At 71.3% G+C, this 24265-nt stretch carries 20 protein-coding genes; 14 read left to right on the top strand and 6 right to left on the bottom strand.

The features are described 5' to 3' along the window. Position 1 precedes the first annotated feature (1 nt). Entirely contained in the window at positions 2-1933 is a 1932-nt protein-coding gene (locus tag ACIP4Z_RS17615; RefSeq protein WP_401309030.1) for a cytochrome c biogenesis protein ResB, read from the top strand. Further along, positions 1930-3051, top strand: a complete 1122-nt coding sequence (gene ccsB, locus ACIP4Z_RS17620; protein WP_391163514.1) for a c-type cytochrome biogenesis protein CcsB — start codon at positions 1930-1932, stop codon at positions 3049-3051. Before ACIP4Z_RS17615 ends, ccsB begins: the two co-directional genes overlap by 4 nt. Before the next feature lie 19 nt (positions 3052-3070). On the opposite strand, the gene ACIP4Z_RS17625 is transcribed toward ccsB, so the two are convergent. Next, positions 3071-3514, bottom strand: a complete 444-nt coding sequence (locus ACIP4Z_RS17625; protein ID WP_355340526.1) for a PLD nuclease N-terminal domain-containing protein — start codon at positions 3512-3514, stop codon at positions 3071-3073. 87 nt (positions 3515-3601) lie between these two features. On the opposite strand from ACIP4Z_RS17625, the gene ACIP4Z_RS17630 reads away from it, so the two are divergent. After that, complete coding sequence (locus ACIP4Z_RS17630; RefSeq protein ID WP_355340524.1) at positions 3602-5053, top strand: menaquinone biosynthesis decarboxylase; 1452 nt, start codon at positions 3602-3604, stop codon at positions 5051-5053. A 14-nt stretch (positions 5054-5067) separates the two neighbouring features. Beyond that, positions 5068-5985 carry a menaquinone biosynthesis prenyltransferase MqnP gene (gene mqnP / locus ACIP4Z_RS17635; protein ID WP_391163555.1) on the top strand — a complete coding sequence of 306 codons (918 nt, stop codon included), beginning with the start codon at positions 5068-5070 and terminating at the stop codon, positions 5983-5985. Positions 5986-6102: 117 nt separating this feature from the next. Here mqnP and ACIP4Z_RS17640 read toward each other — a convergent pair whose 3' ends face one another. Both ACIP4Z_RS17640 and ACIP4Z_RS17645 read right to left on the bottom strand, forming a co-directional pair. Beyond that, positions 6103-7188: a hypothetical protein gene (locus ACIP4Z_RS17640; protein ID WP_401309035.1), complete on the bottom strand. Its 1086-nt coding sequence runs from the start codon at positions 7186-7188 to the stop codon at positions 6103-6105. Positions 7189-7453: 265 nt separating this feature from the next. Continuing rightward, positions 7454-7987: a rhomboid family intramembrane serine protease gene (locus tag ACIP4Z_RS17645; RefSeq protein ID WP_355340731.1), complete on the bottom strand. Its 534-nt coding sequence runs from the start codon at positions 7985-7987 to the stop codon at positions 7454-7456. A gap of 214 nt (positions 7988-8201) precedes the next feature. On the opposite strand from ACIP4Z_RS17645, the gene ACIP4Z_RS17650 reads away from it, so the two are divergent. From ACIP4Z_RS17650 to ACIP4Z_RS17675, 6 genes are all read left to right on the top strand, one after another. Next, positions 8202-8891, top strand: coding sequence for a UbiX family flavin prenyltransferase (locus tag ACIP4Z_RS17650; RefSeq protein WP_355340518.1), 690 nt, complete (start codon positions 8202-8204; stop codon positions 8889-8891). Between the two features lie 151 nt (positions 8892-9042). Beyond that, positions 9043-9498, top strand: a complete 456-nt coding sequence (locus tag ACIP4Z_RS17655) for an Lrp/AsnC family transcriptional regulator (RefSeq protein WP_188281655.1) — start codon at positions 9043-9045, stop codon at positions 9496-9498. A 68-nt stretch (positions 9499-9566) separates the two neighbouring features. Next, positions 9567-10730 carry an aminofutalosine synthase MqnE gene (gene mqnE / locus ACIP4Z_RS17660; RefSeq protein WP_391123817.1) on the top strand — a complete coding sequence of 388 codons (1164 nt, stop codon included), beginning with the start codon at positions 9567-9569 and terminating at the stop codon, positions 10728-10730. Between the two features lie 44 nt (positions 10731-10774). Beyond that, complete coding sequence (locus tag ACIP4Z_RS17665) at positions 10775-11296, top strand: GNAT family N-acetyltransferase (protein WP_355340512.1); 522 nt, start codon at positions 10775-10777, stop codon at positions 11294-11296. 88 nt (positions 11297-11384) lie between these two features. Beyond that, positions 11385-11711: a DUF4229 domain-containing protein gene (locus ACIP4Z_RS17670; protein ID WP_355340509.1), complete on the top strand. Its 327-nt coding sequence runs from the start codon at positions 11385-11387 to the stop codon at positions 11709-11711. A gap of 127 nt (positions 11712-11838) precedes the next feature. Then, a complete protein-coding gene (locus ACIP4Z_RS17675) occupies positions 11839-12438 on the top strand; it encodes a TetR/AcrR family transcriptional regulator (RefSeq protein WP_355340728.1) in 600 nt (199 codons plus the stop codon). Positions 12439-12459: 21 nt separating this feature from the next. On the opposite strand, the gene ACIP4Z_RS17680 is transcribed toward ACIP4Z_RS17675, so the two are convergent. Together ACIP4Z_RS17680 and ACIP4Z_RS17685 are read right to left on the bottom strand one after the other, a co-directional pair. Continuing rightward, on the bottom strand, positions 12460-13278 hold the full coding sequence (locus ACIP4Z_RS17680; RefSeq protein WP_401309041.1) for a MaoC family dehydratase: 819 nt from the start codon (positions 13276-13278) through the stop codon (positions 12460-12462). Positions 13279-13289: 11 nt separating this feature from the next. Beyond that, entirely contained in the window at positions 13290-14564 is a 1275-nt protein-coding gene (locus ACIP4Z_RS17685) for a 3-oxoacyl-ACP reductase (RefSeq protein ID WP_391163506.1), read from the bottom strand. A 168-nt stretch (positions 14565-14732) separates the two neighbouring features. Between ACIP4Z_RS17685 and ACIP4Z_RS17690 the strand changes: the two genes are divergently transcribed. Both ACIP4Z_RS17690 and ACIP4Z_RS17695 read left to right on the top strand, forming a co-directional pair. Then, positions 14733-16013, top strand: coding sequence for an acetyl-CoA C-acetyltransferase (locus tag ACIP4Z_RS17690; RefSeq protein ID WP_401309044.1), 1281 nt, complete (start codon positions 14733-14735; stop codon positions 16011-16013). A 94-nt stretch (positions 16014-16107) separates the two neighbouring features. After that, complete coding sequence (locus ACIP4Z_RS17695) at positions 16108-18018, top strand: AMP-dependent synthetase/ligase (protein ID WP_401309047.1); 1911 nt, start codon at positions 16108-16110, stop codon at positions 18016-18018. Positions 18019-18112: 94 nt separating this feature from the next. Here ACIP4Z_RS17695 and ACIP4Z_RS17700 read toward each other — a convergent pair whose 3' ends face one another. Then, a complete protein-coding gene (locus ACIP4Z_RS17700) occupies positions 18113-18316 on the bottom strand; it encodes a cold-shock protein (RefSeq protein ID WP_330793863.1) in 204 nt (67 codons plus the stop codon). 409 nt (positions 18317-18725) lie between these two features. Between ACIP4Z_RS17700 and ACIP4Z_RS17705 the strand changes: the two genes are divergently transcribed. After that, positions 18726-19577: a menaquinone biosynthesis protein gene (locus ACIP4Z_RS17705; protein WP_355340492.1), complete on the top strand. Its 852-nt coding sequence runs from the start codon at positions 18726-18728 to the stop codon at positions 19575-19577. Between the two features lie 104 nt (positions 19578-19681). Then, positions 19682-24259: an RHS repeat-associated core domain-containing protein gene (locus tag ACIP4Z_RS17710; protein ID WP_401309051.1), complete on the top strand. Its 4578-nt coding sequence runs from the start codon at positions 19682-19684 to the stop codon at positions 24257-24259. Positions 24260-24265: the final 6 nt, after the last annotated feature.

Raw genomic sequence — 24265 nt, forward strand, 5'->3', positions numbered from 1 at the left:
CATGAGCGTCACGGAGAAAACCGAGCGCGAGCCGCGCGAGGGCAACGACAAGGGCACGGGCGGCGAAGCGCCTCAGGAGCGCGACGGGCTGGGCGCCGCGGGCGCGCAGCTCAGCACCCAGCCCGTCGACACCCTGCGCAGCGCGCCCGCGATCGGCACCCTCGCCCTGCTGCGCTGGATGTGGCGGCAGCTCACCTCGATGCGGATCGCCCTGGTCCTGCTCTTCCTGCTGTCGCTGGCCGCCATCCCCGGCTCGCTGATCCCGCAGCACTCCGACGCGCTCAAGGTCGAGGCGTTCAAGAAGACCCACCCCGGCATCAGCCCGCTGTACGACCGGCTCGGGATGTTCCACGTCTACAGCTCGCCGTGGTTCGCGGCGATCTACATCCTGCTGTTCGTCTCCCTGGCGGGCTGCATCGTCCCGCGCACCTGGCAGTTCGTCGGCCAGCTCCGGGCCAGGCCGCCGGCCGCGCCGCGCCACCTCACGCGGCTGCCCGCGTACTCGACCTGGCGCACCGACGCCGAGCCCGAGCAGGTGCTGCACGCCGCGCACAAGGCGCTGCGCGGACGCCGGTTCCGTACCGCGCTGAGCGACGGCACCGGCAAGGACGGCAAGGGCGGCGGCGGTTCGGTCGCCGCGGAGAAGGGCTACCTGCGCGAGACCGGCAATCTGCTCTTCCACATCGCGCTCTTCGGCCTGCTGATCTCCTTCGCCGTCACCTCGCTGAACAAGGCCGAGGGCGGCAAGCTGATCGTCGAGGGCGACGGCTTCACCAACAACCTCACGCAGTACGACGACTTCTCGCCGTCCACCCTCTACACCGCGGACGACCTCAAGCCGTTCGGCTTCAAGCTCGACAGCTTCGACTCCGCGTACGAGACCAGCGGGCCCGACATCGGCAGCCCGCGGGTCTTCAAGGCCAACATCCACTACTGGGACGGCGCCGACGGCAAGCCCGTCAAGGGCACGATCGACACCAACCACCCGCTGAGCATCGGCGGCGAGAAGGTCTATCTGATCGGCCACGGCTACGCGCCGATCGTCACCGTCAAGGACGCCAAGGGCAATGTGGCCTTCCGGGGCCCGGTGCCGTTCCTGCCGCAGGACAGCAACATCACGTCCACCGGCACGATCAAGGTGCCCGACGCGGTCGGCAAGGACGGCAAGCCGCAGCAGCTCGCCTTCACCGGCTACTTCACGCCGACCGGTGACGCGGGCCAGGGCCCGCGCTCGTTCTTCCCCGGCCTGGAGAGCCCGCTGCTGTTCCTCAACGCCTACCACGGCGACCTCGGCATCGACGGGGGCGTCTCCAAGAACGTCTACCAGCTCGACACGACGAAGATGAAGCAGTTCAAGCTGGAGACCTCGACTCCCGGCATCAACGCCGTCGCGCTCAAGCCCGGCGAGGCCATCACCCTGCCGGACGGCGCGGGCAGCCTCACCTTCACCGGGGTCAAGACCTGGGCCAGTTTCCAGGTCTCCCACCAGTCGGGCAACGAGACCGCGCTGATCAGCGGTGTCGCCGCGATCCTCGGCCTGATGGGCTCGCTCTTCATCCAGCGCCGCAGGATCTGGGTGCGCGCCGTGCCCGGCCCCGACGGCACCACCGTGGTCGAGATGGGCGGCCTCGGCCGCAGCGAGTCGGTGCGGATCGCCGAGGAGATCGGCGACATCGCGCTCCAGCTCCAGCCGGAGGCCCCGGCCCTCCCGGACGAGGACGAGGACGAGGACCCGGTCGGGAATTCCGCCGGGAACGCCGAGACGGCCGCGAACGCCGAGACGGCCGGGAAGGCCGAGAACGCCGATAACGCCGATAACGCAGCGAACGCTGAGAACACGGTCGAGGGCCCCGGCGAGGGCACCGGCCAACCGGACAATCCGGTCCCCGTAGAGTCAACCCCCCGGACAGACGACGAAGGAGCCCGCGCGTGAATATCGCGTCCGCGGTCAACGAGAACTTCGCGAACTACAGCAACTACCTGATCCGCTCGGCGATGTTCGTGTACGCGCTGGCCTTCCTCGCGCACCTCGCGGAGTGGGTCTTCGGCAGCCGCAGCAAGGTCGCCGTGCAGTCCGCGGCCCTCGCCGCGGAGACGCGCGAGGCCGAGGCGGCCAAGGCGGCGGCCCCCGCGGTCACCGTCAAGGTCGCCCAGCGCGGCGGCGCCACCACCACCCTGGAGCGCCCGCGCCCGAACATCGTCCCCAAGGTCATCACCCGCGCCTCCGCCAGCGACCGCGGCATCGCCGACGGCCCCGGCGCCGCGGGCGAGGACGAGAAGGGCGACCTCTACGGGCGGATCGCGGTGGCCTTCACCGCCCTCGCCTGGCTGCTGCACTTCGGCGGCGTCCTCTTCCGCGCCATCTCCGTACAGCGCCCCCCGTGGGGCAACATGTACGAGTTCTCCACCACCTTCGGCATGGTCGCCGTCGGCGCGTACCTGCTGCTGCTCGTGCTGAAGAAGAACGTCCGCTGGATCGGTCTGTTCCTCACCACGACGGTCCTGCTCGACCTGGGCCTGGCCCTGTCGGTGCTCTACACCTCCAGCGACCAGCTCGTGCCCGCGCTGCACTCGTACTGGCTGTGGATCCACGTGTCGTGCGCGATCATCTCCGGCGCGATCTTCTACCTCGCCGCGGTCGGCACGCTGCTCTACCTGTTCCGCGACCGCTACGAGACGGCGCTGGCCGCCAACCGCACGCAGAACAGCCGCTGGGCCGACGTCATGTCCCGGCTGCCCGCGGCGGCGAGCCTCGACAAGTTCGCGTACCGCATGAACGCGCTGGTCTTCCCGCTGTGGACGTTCACCATCATCGCGGGCGCGATCTGGGCGCAGGCCGCCTGGGGCCGCTACTGGGGCTGGGACCCGAAGGAGACCTGGGCGTTCATCACCTGGGTCGCGTACGCCTGCTACCTGCACGCGCGCGCCACCGCCGGGTGGAAGGGCCGCAAGGCCGCGTATCTGGCGCTGATCGCCTTCGCGTGCTTCCTGTTCAACTACTACGGCGTGAACATCTTCGTCACCGGCAAGCACTCGTACGCCGGGGTCTGATCCCCCGGGGCCGGATTCCTCACCGGTCGCCCGCGGGGTCCTCCTGATCGCCCTCGGACGGGGCCGCGCCGCCGTCCTTGCCTTCCCTGTTCTGCTTGTTCAGTTCGCTGAGCGAGCGCAGGAACTCCGGATTGTCGTCCGGGGCGACCCACACCTGGCGGGTACGCGGCCGCGGCTCGTCGACCTCGCGCGGGTCCTCGTGCCGCCCGCGGGTCCCTTCGTGGTCCCGGTGCCACTCCGAGGGCGTCGCGCCCTCGGAGGTGCGCACCCGGACCGGGCCGCGCCGCCGGCCGATCAGCAGCCAGGCCACCGGTCCGATCAGCACCTCGCCGAAGAACAGGATGATCAGCACCCACACCAGCTTCGGCAGCCCGCGCACCTCCCGCTCGGGAGTGCCGAGGCAGTCCACGAAGGCGTAGATCCACAGCGCGATCACCATCAGGTACGGCAGGTACTTCAGCACAGAGGCCCCCCACGGAACATTGCTCAGGACGCCCAGCCTAACGAGGCGGCGCGTCCGACGCCGGAGCGGGATGGAAGACTGGGGCCCATGGCTTACGACGATCTCCGCTCGTTCCTGCGGGCCCTGGAGAAGGACGGCGACCTCCGGCGGATCAAGGCCGAGGTCGACCCGTATCTGGAGGTCGGCGAGATCACCGACCGGGTCAACAAGGCGGGCGGCCCCGCGCTGCTCTTCGAGAACGTCCGCGGCTCGGTCGCCCCGCTGGCGATGAACGTGTACGGCACCGACCGGCGGCTGCTCAAGGCGCTCGGCCTGAGCGCGTACTCCGACATCAGCGACAAGATCGCCGGGCTGCTCAAGCCGGAACTGCCGCAGGGCTTCGTCGGGATGCGGGAGGCGTTCGGCAAGCTCGCCGGGATGACGCACGTGCCGCCGAAGAAGATCAAGGACGGGCCCGTACAGGAAGTCGTCCTCACCGGCGACGACGTCGACCTCGACGCGCTGCCCGCCCTGTTCACCTGGCCGCAGGACGGCGGCTCCTTCTTCAACCTCGGCCTGACGCACACCAAGGACCCCGAGTCCGGCGTCCGCAACCTCGGCCTCTACCGGCTCCAGCGGCACGACCGGCGCACCATCGGCATGCACTGGCAGATCCACAAGGACAGCCGCAACCACTACCAGGTCGCCCAGCGCCGCGGCGAACGCCTCCCGGTCGCCATCGCCTTCGGCTGCCCGCCCGCCGTCACGTACGCCTCCACCGCGCCGCTCCCCGGCGACATCGACGAGTACCTGTTCGCGGGCTTCGTGCAGAACAAGCGGGTGGAGATGGTCGACTGCAAGACGGTGCCGCTCCAGGTGCCCGCGCACGCCGAGGTCGTGCTGGAGGGCTGGCTGGAGCCGGGGAAGACGCTGCCGGAGGGGCCGTTCGGCGACCACACCGGCTTCTACACCCCGCAGGAACCGTTCCCCGCGCTGACCGTCGACTGCGTCACGATGCGCAAGCGCCCGCTGTTCCAGTCCATCGTCGTCGGCCGCCCGCCGACCGAGGACGGACCGCTGGGCCGCGCCACCGAGCGGTTCTTCCTGCCGCTGCTGAAGGTCATCATTCCGGACATCGTGGACTACCACCTGCCGGAGGCGGGCGGCTTCCACAACTGCGCGATCGTCTCGATCGACAAGAAGTACCCGAAGCACGCGCAGAAGACGATGCACGCCGTGTGGGGCGCGCACATGATGTCCCTCACCAAGCTCGTGATCGTCGTGGACGCCGACTGTGACGTCCACGACCTGCACGAAGTCGCCTGGCGGGCGCTCGGCAACACCGACTACGCCCGTGACCTCACCGTCGTCGAGGGCCCGGTCGACCACCTCGACCACTCCTCGTACCAGCAGTTCTGGGGCGGCAAGGCGGGCATCGACGCGACCCGTAAGCTGCCGGAGGAGGGCTACACCCGCGACGGCGGCTGGCCGGAAATGGTGCTCTCCGACCCGGAGACCGCGGAACGGGTGACCAAGCGTTGGAAGGAGTACGGGCTGTGAGCGGCGAGGCGATCCTGGACGGAGGCAGCGCGAAGGCCGGGCCTCCCCGCGCGAGCGGCGGCGAACCGGTGCGGGCGTTCCTGCGGCTGGTGATGATCGAGCACTCGGTCTTCGCGCTGCCCTTCGCCTACACCGCGGCGCTGACCGCGATGTTCCTCGACGACGGCTCGGTGCACTGGCTGGAGCTGCTGCTGGTCACCGTCGCGATGGTGGGCCTGCGGACCTTCGCCATGGCGTGCAACCGGATCATCGACCGCGAGATCGACGCGCGCAATCCGCGGACCGCCGGGCGCGAACTGGTCACCGGCGCGGTCTCCGTACGGTCCGCGTGGACCGGCGCGCTGATCGCCGTCGCGGTCTTCCTCGGCGCCGCCGCGCTGCTCAACCCGCTGTGCCTGGCGCTCGCGCCGATCGCGGTGGTGCCGATGGTGGTCTACCCGTACGGGAAACGGTTCACCAACTTCCCGCACGCCATCCTGGGCGTCGCGCAGGCGATGGGCCCGATCGGCGCCTGGCTCGCGGTGACCGGCGCCTGGTCGTGGGACGCGGTGATCCTGGGGCTCGCGGTGGGCGTCTGGATCGGCGGCTTCGACCTGATCTTCGGCTGCCAGGACGTGGCGGCCGACCGCGCCGAGGGCGTGAAGTCCGTCCCCGCCCGCTTCGGCATCCCGGCCGCGCTGTACGGCGCGCGCGTCTGCCACGCCGTGACCACGGGCTTGCTGGTCTGGTACGGACTCGCCACCCACGCGGGCGTCTTCTGGTGGATCGGCCTGGCGGTCGTCGGCGCGGCGTTCCTCTACGAGCACGCGATCGTCCGGCCGCACGACCTGAGCCGCCTCAACCGGGCGTTCTTCCAGGTGAACGGTTTCATCGGGATCGCGCTCTTCGTGTGCGCGCTGCTCGACCTGAGCGTGCGCGGCCTCGGTCTGTAGAACCGCCGTCCTGGTGACCGGGCCGCGCACGTGAGGCGATGCGCGGGGCCGTGGGTCGTACGGCTCCGCGCGGGTGCTCACGGCTCGGGGCCCGTGCCTACGGCCCCGCGCGGGTGCTTACGACTCCAGGCCGGAGTCGTCCGCCGAGCTGTCGTCGCCGTGGCCGAAGGCGAACATGAACAGGCCCATCAGGTCCTGCGGGTTGAGGACCTTGGCGCCGGAGGGGGCGCCGACCGGGTCGGCGCCGCCGTTGACGTCGACCACCAGGGGCAGCTTGCCCTTGGCCTTGGTGTCGAACTGGGCGACGTCCAGGCTGATCCCGGCGAGCTTGCCGCCCTTGACGGCGACGTCCACGGCCACCGTCTTGTTCGGCACCTTCTCCAGGTCCGACGGCTTGAAGTCGGGGATCTGCTTGGTCAGCGAACCGAGGCTGCCTTCCAGTTCCTTGGCGACCTGCCGCGCGGGCACGGTGACCTCGACGTGGTCGGCGCCGTCGTGGTTGCCCAGCTCCTTGAACTTGGCGTTGTTCACCAGCGCCTTGCGCAGCGCGTCCACGACCTGCTGCTGCGTCTTGGCGTCCAGGCCCTTGCTGGTGTCGGGGAGCGCGCCGAGCGGCGAGTCGCCGTCCTTGGACATGGACTTGGCGAAGGACTCGAAGGACTTCAGGTCCAGGCTGATCCAGTCGCCCTTGAGGGCGGACTTCACCGAGGCGAGCGAGGCGGGCAGTTCGTCGGCCATGCCGAGGAATTCGTTGAGCTGCGCCGCGTCCTTGCTGGAGGAGCCGATCAGCGTCTCGAAGCCCTTGAGGTCCAGGCGCAGGTACACCTTGTCGTTCACGGCCCGGACGTCGACCAGGCTCTTCTTGCCGGAGCCGTCGGCGCCGAGCTGGAAGGCGAAGGAGCTCTTGTCGCCGTCCTTGAGGTCCTTGAACGCCTTGTCGGCGCTGAGGGCGACCGCGACCCGCAGGTCGGCCAGCGTCTTGGCCGTCTCCTTGGTGAAGTCCTCCTCACCCTGGAGCGCGGTGTAGATCTGGTCCGCCGAGGCGTCGAAGCGCACCCCGAGCGTCAGCGACTTCTCGCCGTTGAGCTTCTCGAAAGCGTTCTTGACCTTCGTGTCCGGGCTGGAGGCCGCGGCCGTCCCGCAGGCTGCGGAACCGGCGGCGATCATGGCCACGACTCCGGCGGCGGCAAGGCCCTTGCGCATGGTGATGATGACGGACTCCTTGGACGTGACGGAAGAAAGTATGACTAGAAGGATAACTGTGCGGAGGCTGTGACTCGCGGGAGTTTCCGCCCGGCACAGGGCTGTTGGCGGGGGATCGGCGCACTTCAGCGCGTGATCACGGTCACGGGGTCGCGGGTGTCACGGGGTCGCGGGTGTCGCGGTGACCCGGTGTAGCGGTGACCCGGTGACGCGGACTGACGGCGTGACACCGTCCCGTCCCGACGCGGCCGTCGTGCCGTGGCCGTCACGCCGTGACGGCCACCGTCCGTTCGCGGAACAGGAACGCGGCCACCACGCCGCCGATCAGCCCGAACAGGTGCCCCTGCCAGGAGACTCCGCTCGCGGTCGGCAGCACCCCCCACAGGATGGAGCCGTAGACCGCGCCGACGACGACGCCGACCACGATGTCCAGCGCCCTGCGGTCCACGAAGCCGCGCACCAGCAGATAGCTGAACAGCCCGAAGACCAGCCCGGAGGCGCCCGCGGTGTTGGTGTGGGCCGGGGCTATCAGCCACACGCCGAGACCGCCGATCACGATGACGGTGAAGGCGACGGCCAGATAGCGGCCGATGCCGCGCAGCGCGGCGATGAAGCCCAGGACGAGCAGTGGCAGGCTGTTGGAGGCCACGTGCCCGAAGCCGAAGTGGATGAAGGCGGACGGGACGACGTCGATCAGCTCGGCCGGCTTGCGGGGCACGATGCCGAGCGAGTCGAGACGGTGCCCGGCGATCACGTCGACCGCCTCGATCACCCACAGCAGCCCGACCCAGCCCAGCATGAGGACGCCGGCGGCCGTCACCCGGCCGCCCGCGCGCAGCGGTGCGAGCAGCGAGTCGGCGCGCCCTCCCGTACCGGCTGATCGTCCCGCGGTCTGTCCGTACGTCACCGAAGCCCCCCTCAGGTCCAGTGCTCTCCCGTGTGCACAACGTCCGCGCACGCCTCCCGGGTTCCCGCTCGCGCGGGTCGATCGCGGGGTCGTTAGGGTCGACCGTATGGACGACACCGAGCGCAGGCCGTGGGTGGTGGGCGTGTCCGGGGCCTCCGGGACGCCGTACGCCGCGGCCGTGCTGCGCGCGCTGCTGTCGGCGGGCGAGGCGGTGGACCTGGTGGTCAGCCGGGCCGCCCGGCTGACGCTGCTGGACGAGACCGGCGAGCCGTTCAGGGACGCGCACTGGCGCGAGGACCTGGCCCGCTGGCTGGCCCGCGGCGCCGACGGCACCACCGACATCACCCGCGACACCGGCCTCGCGGACCTGTCGGCCGTACGGTACTGGCCCGCGGGCGACCTGGCGGCGGGTCCCTCCTCCGGCTCGTACCCGGCCAAGGGGATGCTGATCGTGCCCGCGAGCACCGCGTGCGTGGCCGGGGTGGCGCTCGGTCTGTCCAAGGACCTGCTCCAGCGCGCGGCGAGCGTCACGCTCAAGGAGCGCCGCCCGCTGGTGGTCGCCGTCCGCGAGACGCCGCTCGGCGGCCAGACGCTCCGTCACCTGGTGGCGCTGGACGACGCGGGCGCCGTGGTGCTCCCGGCCTCGCCCGCCTTCTACGCGGGCGCCACGCACATCCAGGACCTGGTGGACTTCGTGGCGGGGCGGGCGCTGGACGCGGCGGGGGTGCCGCACAAGCTGTACCGCCGCTGGCGCGGCGAGCTGGGCGGGGGCCTGGGCGAGGGATCGGGCGGCTGAGCCGCGCGGCGCGCGATTCCTGCGGGCCGGATGGTCCGGACCTGGGTGATTCGGGCATCGGAAGAGCAGATGCGCAGGGCGCACACCCGTTGATGCCTTAGATTCTTGTCCGGACAGCGCAGTCGCGGCACGAACGGGAGGGTCCATTCTGATGGACGCGGTGGACAGGCAGCTCATCCAGGCGTTGCGCGAGAACGGCCGGGCGTCGTACGCGGAGCTGGGCCGACTCGTGGGTCTCTCCGGTCCGAGCGTCACCGACCGCATCAACCGCCTCGAACAGGCCGGGGTGATCACCGGCTACCGCGCCACCGTCGCGCCCACCGCGCTCGGCCTCGGCGTGACCGCGCTCGTCGGCCTCCAGTTGAGTGACGCCGCCGACCACGAAGAGGTCGCCACCCGGCTGCGCGACCTGGACGAGATCGAGGACTGCTGGTTCATCGCGGGCGACGACTCGTACATGCTCAAGGTCAGGGTCGGCGACGTCGACGGCCTGGAGCGCACCATCCGGCGGCTGTCCGGCACCAAGGGCGTGGCCAGGACGCGTACCACGATCGTGCTGTCCACCAAGTGGGAGAACCGCGTCGGGGCGCTTCCCGAAGAGGCGTGAACGGGGGTGCCTCCCGGCCGATGGCCGGGGGAGTAGCCTCGGTGAGGTCGACTTGGTAGGAGGAGCAGATGGACGCTGGGCTCAAGCGCGAGCTGGAGGAGAAGGTCTACGCCGGTGAGCGGCTGACCCGCGAGGACGGCATCGCGCTCTACGCGTCCGACGACCTCGCGTGGCTGGGCGGCCTCGCCCACCACGTGCGCACGCGGAAGAACGGTGACGTCGTCCACTTCAACGTCAACCGGCACCTCAACATGACGAACGTGTGCACCGCGTCGTGCGCGTACTGCTCCTTCCAGCGCAAGCCGGGGGAGAAGGACGCGTACACGATGCGGATCGAGGAGGCGGTCAAGCTCGCCAAGGCGATGGAGGGCGACAACCTCACCGAGCTGCACATCGTCAACGGCCTGCACCCGTCGCTGCCGTGGCGCTACTACCCGCGCTCGCTGAAGGCGCTCAAGGAAGCGCTGCCGCAGGTGTCGCTCAAGGCGTTCACCGCCACGGAGATCCACCACTTCGAGACGATCTCCGGCATGTCGGCCTCCGACATCCTGGACGAGCTCATCGACGCGGGCCTGGAGTCGCTGACCGGCGGCGGCGCCGAGATCTTCGACTGGGAGATCCGCCAGCACATCGTGGACCACCGCACCCACTGGGAGGACTGGTCCCGGATCCACCGCCTCGCGCACTCCAAGGGCCTCAAGACCCCCTCGACCATGCTCTACGGCCACATCGAGGAGCCGAAGCACCGCGTCGACCACGTCCTGCGGCTGCGTGAACTCCAGGACGAGACCGGCGGCTTCCAGGTCTTCATCCCGCTGCGCTACCAGCACGACTTCGTGGACATGAAGGACGGCAAGGTCCGCAACACCCTCCAGGCCCGTACGACGATGGCCTCCGGCGCGGAAGCGCTCAAGACCTTCGCGGTCTCCCGGCTGCTCTTCGACAACGTGCCGCACGTCAAGGTCTTCTGGGTCATGCACGGCCTGTCCACCGCGCAGCTCGCCCTCAACCACGGCGCGGACGACATGGACGGCTCGGTCGTCGAGTACAAGATCACGCACGACGCGGACGACTACGGCACGCCCAACAAGCTCACGCGGGACGACATCCTGGACCTCATCCGCGACGCGGGGTTCCGGCCGGTCGAGCGGAACACCCGCTACGAGATCATCCGGGAGTACCCGGGCCCCGACGAGTCGCGCCGGGAGTCGCCGCAGCCGATGCGGGTGTGACGCCGGTGACAGCGCTCCGCATTAGTAATGGGTAAGCTGCCCTTATGGGTCTTACCTGTGAGCTTGATCCGCTCATTGACGACGAACTGACCGACGGCATCCTCGCCCTGTGGACCGATGTGTCCAACGCGGGGGGTGCCGTCGGTTTCGTGCCTCCCGTCACCCCGGACGACGTCCGTCCCGACATGGACCGGTCGCTGGCCGCCGTCCGCTCCGGCGAACGCCGCCTGCTCGTCGGCCGCGACGAGGACGGGCGCGTCGCCGCCACCGCCTTCCTCGCGTACAACAGCCACCGGCTCATGACGCACTGGATCTGGCTCTACACGCTCATGGTCCACCCCTCCCACCAGGGCCGCGGCCACGGCCGTACGCTCATGGCCGCCGTCGAGGAAGCGGCCCGCGGCTTCCACGGCATCGAGGCCGTCCGCCTCACCTGCCGCGGCGGCACCGGCGTCGACCTCTTCTACGCCGCCTGCGGCTACAAGGAGGTCGGCCGCATTCCGGCCGCCATCCGGGTCGCCCCCGGTGACGACCGCGACGACATCGTGATGCTCCTGACGCTGTGACGTCGGCGCGACGCTCCGAGGGGCGGCCGGTGCTCCGGGTCGCACACCCTCTTCCTCCGGCGCGGAGGCGGCGTGCTTCACTGAAGGCATGTTCCGTTACACCGCACTGCGCTTCGGCCTCATGGTCGCCTCCTTCGGCGTCATCTGGGGGCTGGTCCGGCTGCATGTCCTGCCAGCGGGGCTGGGGGACTCGAACTACCTGTGGGTGGTCCTGCTCGCGCTGATCGTGTCGGCGCCCCTGAGCTGGGTACTCCTGCGCGGAGCCCGTGAGCAGGCGGCCCGTCAGGTGTCCGACCGGGTGGAGCGCACGCGGCTGAACCTCGCCGCGAACATCACCATGGAGGACGAGGCGGACGACGCCGCGCGTGACTCCGCCCGCGAGACCGCGCGCGACGCCGAGCCGCACACCGCCTGACGCCTGCCCCTTAGGCTTGCCCCGGGGTGGCCCTCGGGGTGTCCCCCCGGGGGGAGTCGCAAGGGGAGAGGTGGGGCCGGTGGCTGTGCGGGGCAAGAGGGTGCCGCGAGCCGTACGCGAGCAGCAGATGCTGGACGCGGCGGTGGCGACCTTCGCGCGGCGCGGGTACCGCGCCGCGTCCATGGACGAGATCGCCGAGGCGGCCGGGGTCAGCAAGCCGCTCGTGTACCTCTACCTCAACTCCAAGGACGACCTCTTCACGGCCTGCATCCGCCGCGAGGCCGAGGCGCTGAAGGCGGCCGTGCGCGCCGCCGTGGAGCCCGGCGCCGCGGCCGACCGGCAGCTCTGGAGCGGGCTGCTCGGCTTCTTCGAGCACACCGAGGCCCATCCGGACGGCTGGACCGTCCTCTACAGCCAGGCCCGTACGGTCGGTGAGCCCTTCGCGGCCGAAGTGGCCGTGATGCGGGCGGAGATCGTCGCCTTCGTCACCGAGCTGATCGCTGCCGCGGCGCGGGACGGTGGGGCGTCCTGTGACGAGGCTCTTGCCGACCGGGAGGTCGCGGGTCTGGCGCACGCGCTGGTCGGCGCGGCCGAGTCGTTGGCGGGGTGGGGGGCGGCGCACCGGGGGGGCGCCTCGGGCAAGGAGTCCGCCGCCACGCTGATGAATTTCGCGTGGGCCGGGCTGTCCAACCTCATGGCTGGGCGGCGTTGGGTTCCCGGCCCGTAGGGCAAGACAAAGACAACGAACCTACGGGCCGGAGACGACCCCGGTGAGATGGAGACGCCCGGGCGAGCGGACCTCGAAGGCCCCGCCGGCAGCCCCGTACGTGACAGTCCCAGGCAAGAGCACCGGAGCGTGAAAGACGGCCTCAAGCCCCCCCGCCTCCGGAACCTCGGCAGCACACCGCGCAACCGTCCACATGCCATGCGCGATAGCCCGCGGAAACCCCAGCATCCGCGCCGTCACCGGATAAAGGTGGATCGGGTTGTAGTCCCGCGACACCCTGGCATGCCGCCGCCCGAGATCGGCGGCCAACCGCCACTCGCCCACCACGGGCAACGGCGCCCGGTCGCCGCCCCCGCCCCCGGCGACACCCCCAGAAACCGAACCGCCCCCCGCCCCGCCCCCATGCCGGGCCAGATACGTGCTGCGGTCCTCCCACACCACCTCCCCGTCCACCCGCGCCTCCGTCACCAGCTCCACCTCCGTACCCCGCCGGTGCCCGCGCAGCCCGGCCGCGTAGGCCGTGATGTCGGGCCGGTCGGCGGCGGTCAGCGGCGCGCGGGAGACCAGCGAGATCGAGGTGTGGACGAGGCCCAGCATCGGCAGCGGAAAGGCGCGGGAGGCCATGATCCGCGCGGCCAGCGGAAAGCCGAGGACGTGCGGGTACGTGAGCGGGAGCGGGCCCGCGCCGGAGGCGGGGAAGCCGCAGACCGAGGCGTAGGCGGCGAGCCGCGCCGGGTCGACGCGTACGGCAGGCGCGGTGAGCCGGACCGGCGGCACGGGGGCGGTCGCGGAGGGCCGTTTGCCGATGCCGGTCACCACGCCCCGGCCGAGAGTCAGCATGAGGGCCATGGTCAGGCCCCCAGCAGGGACTGCCCGCAGACGCGGACGACCTGCCCGGTGATCCCCCCGGAGGCCGCGGCCGAGAGCCAGGCGACGGTCTCGGCGACGTCCACGGGAAGGCCGCCCTGGCCGAGGGAGTTCATCCGGCGGCCCGCCTCGCGGATGACGAGGGGAACGGCGGCGGTCATCCGCGTCTCGATGAAGCCGGGGGCGACGGCGTTGACGGTGATGCCGCGCTCGCGCACCTCGGGGACGGCGGCCAGGGCGCGGACGAAGCCGATGACGCCCGCCTTGGATGCGGCGTAGTTGGTCTGGCCCGCGTTGCCCGCGATGCCGCTGATGGAGGCGGTGGCCACGATCCGGCCGTGGGCGTTGAGGGCGCCGGACTTCAGCAGGTGGTCGGTGGTGCGCAGCACGCTGCCGAGGTTGACGTCCAGGACCGGGTCCCAGCGGTCGGCGGCCATGTTGGCGAGCTTGCGGTCACGGGTGATGCCCGCGTTGTGGACGAGTACGTCGAGGCCGTCGGGGGCCGCGGCGGCGATCCGTTCGCCCGCGTCCGGCGCCGTGATGTCCAGCGGCAGCGCGCTGCCGCCGAGCCGGGCGGCGACGGCGGCCAGCGCGTCCGCGGCCTGCGGCACGTCGAGGCAGACGACGTGCGCGCCGTCCCTGGCCAGCGTCGCGGCGACCTGTTCCCCGATGCCGCGGGCCGCGCCGGTGACGAGCGCGACGCGCGCGCCCGCGCGCGCGGCGGCCTGCGTCCCGGACACCGCCGGGCCGACCTCGATGACCTGCCCGCTGACGTACGCCGACTTCGGCGACAGCAGGAACCCCAGCGCGGCCTCGGCGTCGGCCCCGGGCGCCAGTCGTACGAGCTGTACGGTCCTGCCCCGGCCGACCTCCTTGCCGAGGGAGCGGGTGAAGCCTTCGAGCGCCTGCTGGGCGGCGGCCTGGTGCGGGTCGGCGGGGTCGATACGCGCGCCGAGTACGACGATCCGACCGCAGGCGGCGAGCGACCGTACGAGCGGGTGCAGGGCGGCGTGCACGGCGCCGAGCCCGGCCGGTTCGGCGATCCCGGTGGCGTCGAGGACGACGGCGGCGTACGGAGCGGCGGACGCGGGAGCCGGAGCGGGTACGGCCTCGCCCGCCGTCAACCGCAGCACGGGACCGTCGAGTCGGGGGTGCTCGGCGGACCAGCGCAGCAGCGGGGTCGGCTGGGGCAGGCCGAGGCGGCGGGTGAGGAAGCGGCCGGGGGCCGTGCCGGTCAGACGAAGGTAGCGATCGGCCATTGGCCTTCTCCTTACTCTGGAGTAAGTTTACCGGCGGTAAGGCTACTGGTGAGTCACCGTTCCAGCAAAGAGTTCTGAGGTCCAGCACAGAGCCCTGGGTTCCGGCAAGGAGCCCGGGGCTTCGGCAAAAGAGCCCCGAGCCGCCCTCGGGGAGCCCTGGGAGATCGCATGCAGACCCTCCGCCGTGTCGCCGTCGTCGCGGGCAACCGCGTCCCCTTCGCGCGCTCAGACGGCCCGTACGCCACCGCCTCCAACCAGGACATGCTCACGGCCGCCCTCGACGGCCTCGCCGACCGCACCGGCCTGCGCGGCCAGCGCGTCGGCGAGTTCGCCGCGGGCGCCGTCCTCAAGCACAGCCGCGACTTCAACCTCGCGCGCGAGACCGTGCTCGGCAGCGTCCTCGACCCGACGACCCCCGCGTACGACATCCAGCAGGCGTGCGGCACCGGCCTCCAGGCCGTCTTCGCGGTCGCGGCCAAGATCGCCCTCGGCGTCGTCGACTCCGGCATCGCGGGCGGCGCCGACACCACCAGCGACGCGCCGCTCGGCGTCAACGACGACCTGCGCCGCATCCTGCTCGCCGCCCGCCGCGCCAAGTCCGCCGGCGCCAGGGCCCGCGCGCTGACCGCCGTACGGCCCCGGCACCTCGCGCCCGACGTCCCGCGCAACGCCGAACCCCGCACGGGCCTGTCCATGGGCGACCACGCCGCGCTCACCGCCGAGCGCTGGGGCATCACCCGCCAGGCGCAGGACGAACTGGCCGCCGCCAGCCACCGCAACCTCGCCGCCGCGTACGACCGCGGCTTCCTCGACCCGTACGTCACCCCGTACCGCGGCCTGGACCGCGACCAGAACCTCAGGCCCGACTCCACCGTCGAGAAACTGGCCAGGCTCCGCCCGGTGTACGGCGGCCCGGACGGCACCATGACCGCGGGCAACTCCACGCCCCTCACCGACGGCGCGGCCGTCGTCCTGCTCGCCACCGAGGAGTGGGCGCGCGAGCGCGGGCTCGAACCGCTCGCCTACCTCACCGCGTACGAGACCGCGGCCGTCGATTACGTCGGCGGCGAGGAGGGGCTGCTGATGGCCCCCGCCTACGCCGTGCCCCGCATGCTCGCCCGCGCCGGGCTCGGCCTCGCCGACTTCGACTTCTACGAGATCCACGAGGCGTTCGCCTCCCAGGTCCTCGCCACGCTCGCCGCCTGGGAGGACAAGGACTACTGCGCGGAGCGGCTCGGACTCGACGGCCCCCTCGGCGCGGTCGACCGCGCCCGCCTCAACGTCGCCGGGTCCTCCCTCGCCACCGGGCACCCCTTCGCCGCCACCGGCGCCCGGATCGTCGCCACCCTCGCCGGGCTCCTCGCGGAGCGCGGGGGGACGGGCCGCGGCCTCATCTCCGTCTGCGCCGCCGGCGGCCAGGGCGTGACGGCCGTCCTGGAGCGGCCCTGACCCGCGGTCCGCTGACGAAAGACGGTTCCGCCGGCACAGCGCCTTGCTCACCCCCCCGGCAGGGGGAAACCCTCACCACGTCTGGAGCCGCAGCATGCCGACACGTACCAGCGGGGAACCCGAAACCCTCAAGGACGGCGACCGAGTCGTCCAGGCCGGGGTCCCGCCCCTCGTACCGCCGCCGCAGAAGGGAAGCCTGGCCGACATCCCGTTCACGAACGCGGCGGAGGCCCCGAACGACCCCGTGCTGAGCAGGAAGGACGTCCGGGCCCAGTGGCACGATGTCACGGCACGGGAGTTCAGGGACCAGGTGGTGGCCGTCGCGAAGGGCCTGATCGCGGCGGGGCTGAAGCCGGGCGACCGGCTGGCGATCATGGCGCGGACGACGTACGAGTGGACGCTGACGGACTTCGCGGCCTGGGCGGCGGGCCTGATCACGGTGCCGATCTACCCGACGTCGTCCGCGTCCCAGACGGCGTGGATTCTGGCGGACTCGGGCGCGGCGGCGTGCGTCGTGGAGAACGTGGAGCAGAGCCGCCTGGTGAGCGGGGAGCGGCGCGGGCTGCCGGACCTGCTGCATCTGTGGCAGCTCGACGCGGGCGGCCTGGCGCAGCTCACGGCGGAGGGCCGGACGCTGCCGGACGCGCTGGTGGAGGGGCGGCGGGCGACTCTGACGCCCGGGTCGGTGGCGACGCTGATCTACACCTCGGGCACCACCGGCCGCCCGAAGGGCTGCGTCCTGACGCACGGCAACTTCTTCGCCGAGGTCGACAACGCGATCGAGCTGCTGCACCCGGTGTTCACCTCGGTGAGCGAGGAGCCCGCCTCGACGCTGCTGTTCCTGCCGCTCTCGCACGTCTTCGGGCGGATGGTCGCGATCGGCTGCCTGCGCGCCCGGGTACGCCTCGGGCACGCGCCGAGCATCGCGACCGAGGACCTGCTCGCCGACCTGGCCGGGTTCCGTCCGACGTTCCTGCTGGCGATCCCGTACGTCCTGGAGAAGGTCTACAACACCGGCCGCGCCACCGCGGAGAAGATCGGCCGGGCGGCGTCCTTCGACCGGGCCGCCGGGATCGCGCAGCGGTACGGCGAGGCCGTCGTCGCCCAGCAGGCCGGTGCGGGCGGCGGCCCCTCGCTCGGACTGCGGCTGGCGCACGCGCTGTACGACCCGCTGGTCTACCGGCGGATACGCGCCGCGCTCGGCGGCAAGGTGCGGTACGCGATCTGCGGCGGATCACCGCTGGGCAAGCGGCTCGCCGCCTTCTACGCGGGCGCGGGCGTGATGGTCTTCGAGGGGTACGGCCTGACGGAGACGACCGCGGCGGCCACCGTGACCCCGCCGTTGCGCCCCCGGCTCGGCACGGTCGGCTGGCCGCTGCCCGGCACGGCGGTACGGATCGCGCCGGACGGCGAGGTGCTGCTGCGCGGCGGCCAGATCTTCGCCGGGTACTGGAACGCGCCCGGCGGCGTACCGGGGGCGGCCGTGGCACCTCCCGGACAGGACTCCGGGGGCGGCTGGTTCCCGACCGGGGACATCGGGGCGCTGGACGAGGCCGGTTATCTGACGATCACCGGCCGGAAGAAGGAGATCCTCATCACGGCGGGCGGCAAGAACGTCGCCCCGGCGCCGCTGGAGGACCGGCTGCGGGCGCATCCGCTGGTCGGCCAGTGCATGGTCGTCGGCGACAACCGGTCCTTCGTGGCGGCGCTGCTGACCCTGGAGGCGGACGGCCTCGGGCACTGGCAGCGGATGCACCACAAGGAGGGGCTGCGGCCCGCCCAGCTCGTCGACGATCCGGAGCTGCTGGCGGAACTCCAGAAGGCGGTGGACGACGCGAACTCCTCGGTGTCACAAGCCGAGTCGATCCGGAAATTCCGGGTGCTTCCGGTGGAATTCACCGAAGAGGGCGGACATCTCACGCCGTCGATGAAGTTGAAGCGTTCAAAGGTGGCGCGGGACTTCGCGGAGGAGATCGAGGAGCTGTACCGGAAGCGGCCTCGCTGACCCGTAAAAGGCAGGGGCCCCGCACGGACGTGCGGGGCCCCTTGGTACTGCAGGTTCGGGCGATGTGATCTCTACCCTTGAGCTAGTCCAAGGACTAGCTGGGGGTGACGTTCTCCGCCTGAGGACCCTTCGGGCCCTGCGTGACGTCGAAAGTCACCGGCTGGTTCTCCTCGAGGGAGCGGAAGCCGGAGGCGTTGATCGCGGAGTAGTGAACGAAGACATCCGGGCCGCCGCCGTCCTGGGCGATGAAGCCGAAGCCCTTTTCAGCGTTGAACCACTTCACGGTTCCGGTAGCCATAAAGCCCTCCTTGGGCCCAAAGGGTTGCCCTGCTCCAGAACCTGCAACTGCGAAGTCTGAAAACTACAAAAGCCTGCGGGTTACATGCTCCGCAGGCTCTGTACTGCAAGGGAAACCAAACTGCAACTTGCGATGAGCGTAGCACGCAGGGTCGAGGCCGGGGAAGGGTCTCAAGATCGGTCTTTTCGAGCCCGTGGAAGGGGTCGCGGAGGGGGTGCCGGGGGAGGGCCGAGGGCGGCCCGTACGGCGGTCCCACGGCGGTTCGCCGACCGTCTCGCGGCGCTCGGCGCGGGACGGTTCGCCGACCGTCTCGGGGCGGTCGGCGCGGGCGTCCCGCGACCGTCACCGCGAGGACACCCCGAAGCCCCCCGGCGCGGTACGGCCCCGACCCAGGAGTAGCGTCCGACAGGTGGACACTTCTGAGCGTGACGCCGAAAGCGGCCGGACCCGCCCCCGGGTCGGCCACATCCAGTTCCTCAACTGCGTCCCCCTCTACTGGGGCCTGGCCAGAACGGGCGCGCTGCTCGACCTGGAGCTGACCAAGGACACCCCGGAGAAGCTGAGCGCCCAGCTCGTCGAGGGCGACCTCGACATCGGCCCGGTCACTCTCATGGAGTACCTGAAGCACGCCGACCAGCTCGTCGCCCTCCCGGACATCGCGGTCGGCTGCGACGGCCCCGTCATGTCCTGCGTGATCGTCAGCCAGCTCCCGCTCGACCGCCTCGACGGCCAGCGCGTCGCCCTCGGCTCCACCAGCCGCACCTCGGTCCGCCTCGCCGAACTCCTGCTCACCGAGCGGTACGGCGTCACGCCCGACTACTACCGCTGCCCGCCTGACCTCTCGCTGATGATGCAGGAGGCCCAGGCCGCCGTCCTCATCGGCGACGCCGCCCTGCGCGCCTCCCTCCACGACGCGCCCCGCCTCGGCCTCGAGGTCCACGACCTCGGCCAGATGTGGAAGGACTGGACGGGACTGCCCTTCGTCTTCGCCATCTGGGCCGCCCGCCGCGACTACTTCACCGCCCGCCCCGACACCGTCCGCGACGTCCACCGCGCCTTCCTCGCCTCCCGCGACCTCTCACTCGAAGAGGTCGAGAAGGTCGCGGAACAGGCCGCCCGCTGGGAGTCCTTCGACCAGGACCTGCTCCGCCGCTACTTCACCACCCTCGACTTCTCCCTCGGCCGCGACCAGCTCACCGGCATCGCCGAATTCGCCCGCCGCGTCGGCTTCCCGCCCAGCGCCAAGGTCGACCTCATCTGACCCCGCTCCCCGGGCCCCCGGGAACCGGCCCCCTTGCGCGCACCGTCCCAGTGGGCATGATGCGTTGAGTCGAGGTTGTCGTACGGGGGCGGGGGTGTCTGGCGATGGCTCGTCCGACGGATTGGGATGTGCTGGATCTGGACCGGGATCCGGTGCCGGGTGATCCGTTCGAGGTGAAGGAACTCGCGCGGAAGCTGGGGGATTTCGCCGATGATGTCGCCTCGGCGCTGCGGTCGGTGCGGGGTCTGAGCGGTGACACCGTCGTCCAGGAGTGGGCGGGGCTGTCGGGGGACGCGTACCGGCAGCAGTTCGGGGATCTTCCCGGTGAGCTGGACAAGCTGGAGCGGTCCTACCGTCTGGCGTCGGGGGCTCTGGACGACTACTGGCCGAAGCTGGAGACCGCGCAGGGTGACGCGGACCGGGCGCTGGCGCAGGGGCGCACGGCGCGGCAGGAGCTGGACACCGCCAAGTCGCAGCTCACGAACGCTGATGCGTGGGTGAAGCGCGCCCAGGACAAGTCCAGGCAGTATCAGGAGGACCCGAAGCCGGACGTGCCGCCGCCGTCGGCGGAGGAGGTGCGTGCGGCGGCCCGTAATGCCACGGACGCTAACAGCGCCCACACCACCGCCTCCACCGCCGTCCACAATGCGCAGGCGAAGCTGGACGCGGCCAAGCAGCTCGCGGCCGACGCGGCCCAGCTCAGGGACGACGCGGCCTCGACGGCCCAGCACGCGCTGCATGAGGCGTCGGATGCGGGGATCAGGAACAAGCACTGGTGGGAGAAGGCGGTCGACTGGGTCGCGGACCACTGGGACGACATCATCGCGGTCTGCAAGGTCATCGTCGCGGTCCTGGGCATCGTCGTCCTGATCATCGGCGGCCCCCTGGCCTGGCTGGTCCTGGCCGCCGCCGTCCTGGTCCTGGCCGACACCGTCATGAAATACCTACAAGGCAAAGCCAGCCTCTGGGACGTCCTGTTCGCGGCCCTGGACTGCATCCCCATGTTCAAGGGCCTCACCACCGCCGGCGGCCTGCTGAAGATGGCCCGCGAACTCCCCGCGCTGCTGAAGTCGGGTCGGGCGCTGGAGAACATCGCCAACAGCGTCCGCAAGGGCGCCGCGAGTCTCGGTGAGACCAGCCGGATGCTGAAGAAGCTGTTCACGTGCGGTGACCCCATCGACATGGCGACCGGTGAGATGGTGATGTCCGCCACCGACGCCGAACTGCCCGGTGTCCTCCCGCTGGTCATCGAGCGCACCCACCGCACGAACTTCCGCGGCGGCCGGTGGTTCGGGCCGACCTGGGCCTCCACGCTGGACCAGCGGCTGGTCCTGGACGACCAGGGCGTGCGGTTCACCACCGCCGACGGCATGACCCTGGACTACCCCATACCCGGGCCGGGCCGTCCGGTCATGCCCGTCACCGGCCCGCGCTGGCCCCTGACCTGGGACGGCACCCCCGGCGGCACCATGACCGTCGCCCAGCCCGAGACCGGCCAGGCCCTGCACTTCCGCCCGCTGCCCGGCCGCAGCCCCGCCGACCTGCCCCTGCACACCCTCACCGACCGCAACGACAACCGCGTCACCGTCACCTACGACCCGGCCGGCGCCCCCGCCCGGATGACCCACGACGCCGGATACCAGATCGGCGTCACCACCGCCGACGGCCGCGTCACCGCCCTGCACCTGATATCCGCCGACCACCGGCCCGCCCTGACCCGGTACGCCTACACCGGCGGCCACCTCACCGCCGTCACCAACTCCTCCGGCCTCCCCCTGACCTTCACCTACGACCCCGAAGGCCGCATCACCGGCTGGCAGGACCGCAACACCACCTGGTACGGCTACACCTACGACGGCCAGGGCCGCTGCGTCCGCACCACCGGCACCGACGACATCCTCGCCTACACCTACCGCTACGACCCCCACACCCACACCACCCACGCCGTCAACTCACTCGGCCACACCACCACCTACGAATTCAACGACCGCTACCAGCTCCTCCGCGAAACCGACCCCCTCCACCACACCACCCACCGCACCTGGGACCCCCACGACAACCTCCTCACCCACACCGACCCCCTCGGGCACACCACCACCTACACCTACGACACCCACGGCAACCCCACCCACATCACCCACCCCAACGGCACAGTCGCCACGGTCGAGTACGAGGGCGTCAGGCTGCCCGTCGCCGTGACTCAGCCGGACGGCGGACGGTGGCGGTACACGTACGACGAGCGGGGCAACCAGCGGACCGTCACCGATCCGACCGGTGCCACGACGGTGTTCGAACGGGACGGCCGTGGCGCCCTGGCGTCGGTCACGGACGCGCTCGGCGTCGAGCAGCAGCGCATCGAGAACGACGCGGCGGGCATCCCGGTGGCCCTCATCGACGCGGTGGGGGCCGTGGTGCGGCTGGACCGCGACCCCTTCGGGCGAATCCGGGCCGTGACCTCCCCCGCGGGGGAGGTCACCGAACTGGCCTGGACGGTGGAGGGGCTGCTCAGCCGACGGGTGCTGCCCGACGGCTCCACCGACCAGTGGGCGTACGACGGCGAGGGGAACACGGTCGAGCACCGCGGCCCCGACGGGCGGGTCACGCGCTACGAGATCTCCGGGATGGACTCCGCCACCGGGCGCACGGGCACGGACGGCGCCGGATACACGTATGCCTACGACACCGAGCGGCAGCTGACCTCGGTGACCAATCCGCTCGGGCTGACCTGGACCTACGAGCGCGACCCGGTGGGCCGGGTGATCCGGGAGACGGACTTCGACGGGCGGACCATCGGATACGTCCACGACGCGGCCGGTCGGCTGGTCGAGCGGGTCAACGGCGCGGGTGAGCGCACCCGTTACGAGCGGGACGCCATGGGCCAGGCGGTCGAGGTGCGCGCCGGGACGTCCGTGTCCACGTACGCCTTCGACGCCGTGGGCCGTACGGTGCGGGCCGTCAACGAGGACAGCGACCTGGTCCTGGCGCGGGACGCGGCCGGACGCGTGGTGGCCGAGACGGGGAACGGCCGTACGGTCGCCGTCGAGTACGACGCGCTCGGCCGCCGGGTGGGGCGCGTCACGCCGTCCGGGGCGCGGTCCCGCTGGGAGTACGACCGGTCGAACAGCCCCGTCGTGCTGCACGGTGCGGCCGGAACCGTGTCGTTCGGCTACGACAGGGCCGGGCGGGAGACCGAACGCCGCACCGGGGACCGCCCGTTCCTGACGCAGGAGTGGGACGGCGCGGGACGTCTGGTCGCACAGACCGTGCTCGGCCCCGAGGACCCTTCCGGCGCCCTCGCGCACCGCCGTGCCTACGGATTCGGCTCCGACGGCTACCTCGCGACGATCGGCGAGGCGTCGGCGGAACGCAGGCTGACCACCGACGCTGCGGGTCGCATCGTCGCGGTGGACGGCGACGGCTGGTCGCAGCGGTACACCTACGACGGCGCGGGCAACCTCACGTCCGGCGGGCCGTCGGAATCCGGCGAACAGGCGGGCGGGGAGCGGACGGAGGACGCCGGCGAGTACACGGGCATGCTGCCGCGCCGCCTCGGCCGTACCCGGTACACCTACGACGCTCAGGGCCGGTTGGCCGGCCGCACCCGCGCCCTGCTGTCCGGCGGCAGCAAGCGGTGGACGTACACCTGGGACGCCGAGGACCGCCTCACCGGGGTCACGACGCCGGACGGTTCGGTCTGGCGCTACCGGTACGACGCACTCGGCCGCCGGATCGCCAAGGAACGGCTGGGCCCGGACGGGCGGGTGCGGGAGCGCACCGACTTCACCTGGTACGAGACGGAGTTGGTCGAGGAGCGCACGACGGCGGGCGACACGGTCACCACCACGACGTGGGACTGGACGCCGGACGGCGACGCCCCGGTCGCGCAGACCGAACGCAGCGCGCTGCGGGACGCTCCCGACGAGGAGATCGACCGGCGGTTCTACGCGATCGTCACCGATCTGATCGGCACCCCCACCGAACTGATCGGCGACGACGGGCGGGTGCACCGGCAGGGCCGGGCGACGGTCTGGGGAGCGCCGCTGGCCCCGCCGGACGAGGGCGCGTACTGCCCGTTACGTTTCCCCGGTCAGTACGCCGACCCGGAGACCGGGCTCCACTACAACCACTACCGCTACTACGACCCCGAGTCCGCGCGGTACCTCAGCCCCGACCCGCTGGGCCTGGCCCCGGCGCCCAACAACTACGCCTACGTCCACAACCCGACGCTCTGGTCCGACCCGCTGGGCCTGGGCCCGTGCATCTCCGAGATCGCCTACGCCTCCACCGATCTCGCGAAGGCGGCCTTCGAGGCACGGTTCAAGAACGGCGTGCAGTTCTTCCCCGCGGGACGCAATGTGGCCGCGGCCCGTGTGGAGGGTCTTGACGAGATCGTCATCGGATTCAGCAAGGGCAAGAAGCTGCACGCCGAGATCGACATCATCAACCAGCTCAAGGCCAAGGGCATCAGCATGGACAAGATCACGCACCTGTACACCGAGCGGTACCCGTGTTCGAAGATCTGCCTGCCCGCGCTCAAGGGCGGCCTCAGCGACCTCGCGAAGATCACGTACACGGTTCCTTATGCTGAGGACCACGCTTTGGCCGGGGCCGCCCGCGACATGCTCCGGGGGCTGATCAACACCGAGGCCCGCAACCACGGCTGGACCTCCCTGCCGTTCTGACCAGGA

This window comes from Streptomyces sp. NPDC088910, from assembly GCF_044749865.1.
In the GTDB taxonomy this organism is placed as follows: Bacteria; Actinomycetota; Actinomycetes; order Streptomycetales; family Streptomycetaceae; genus Actinacidiphila.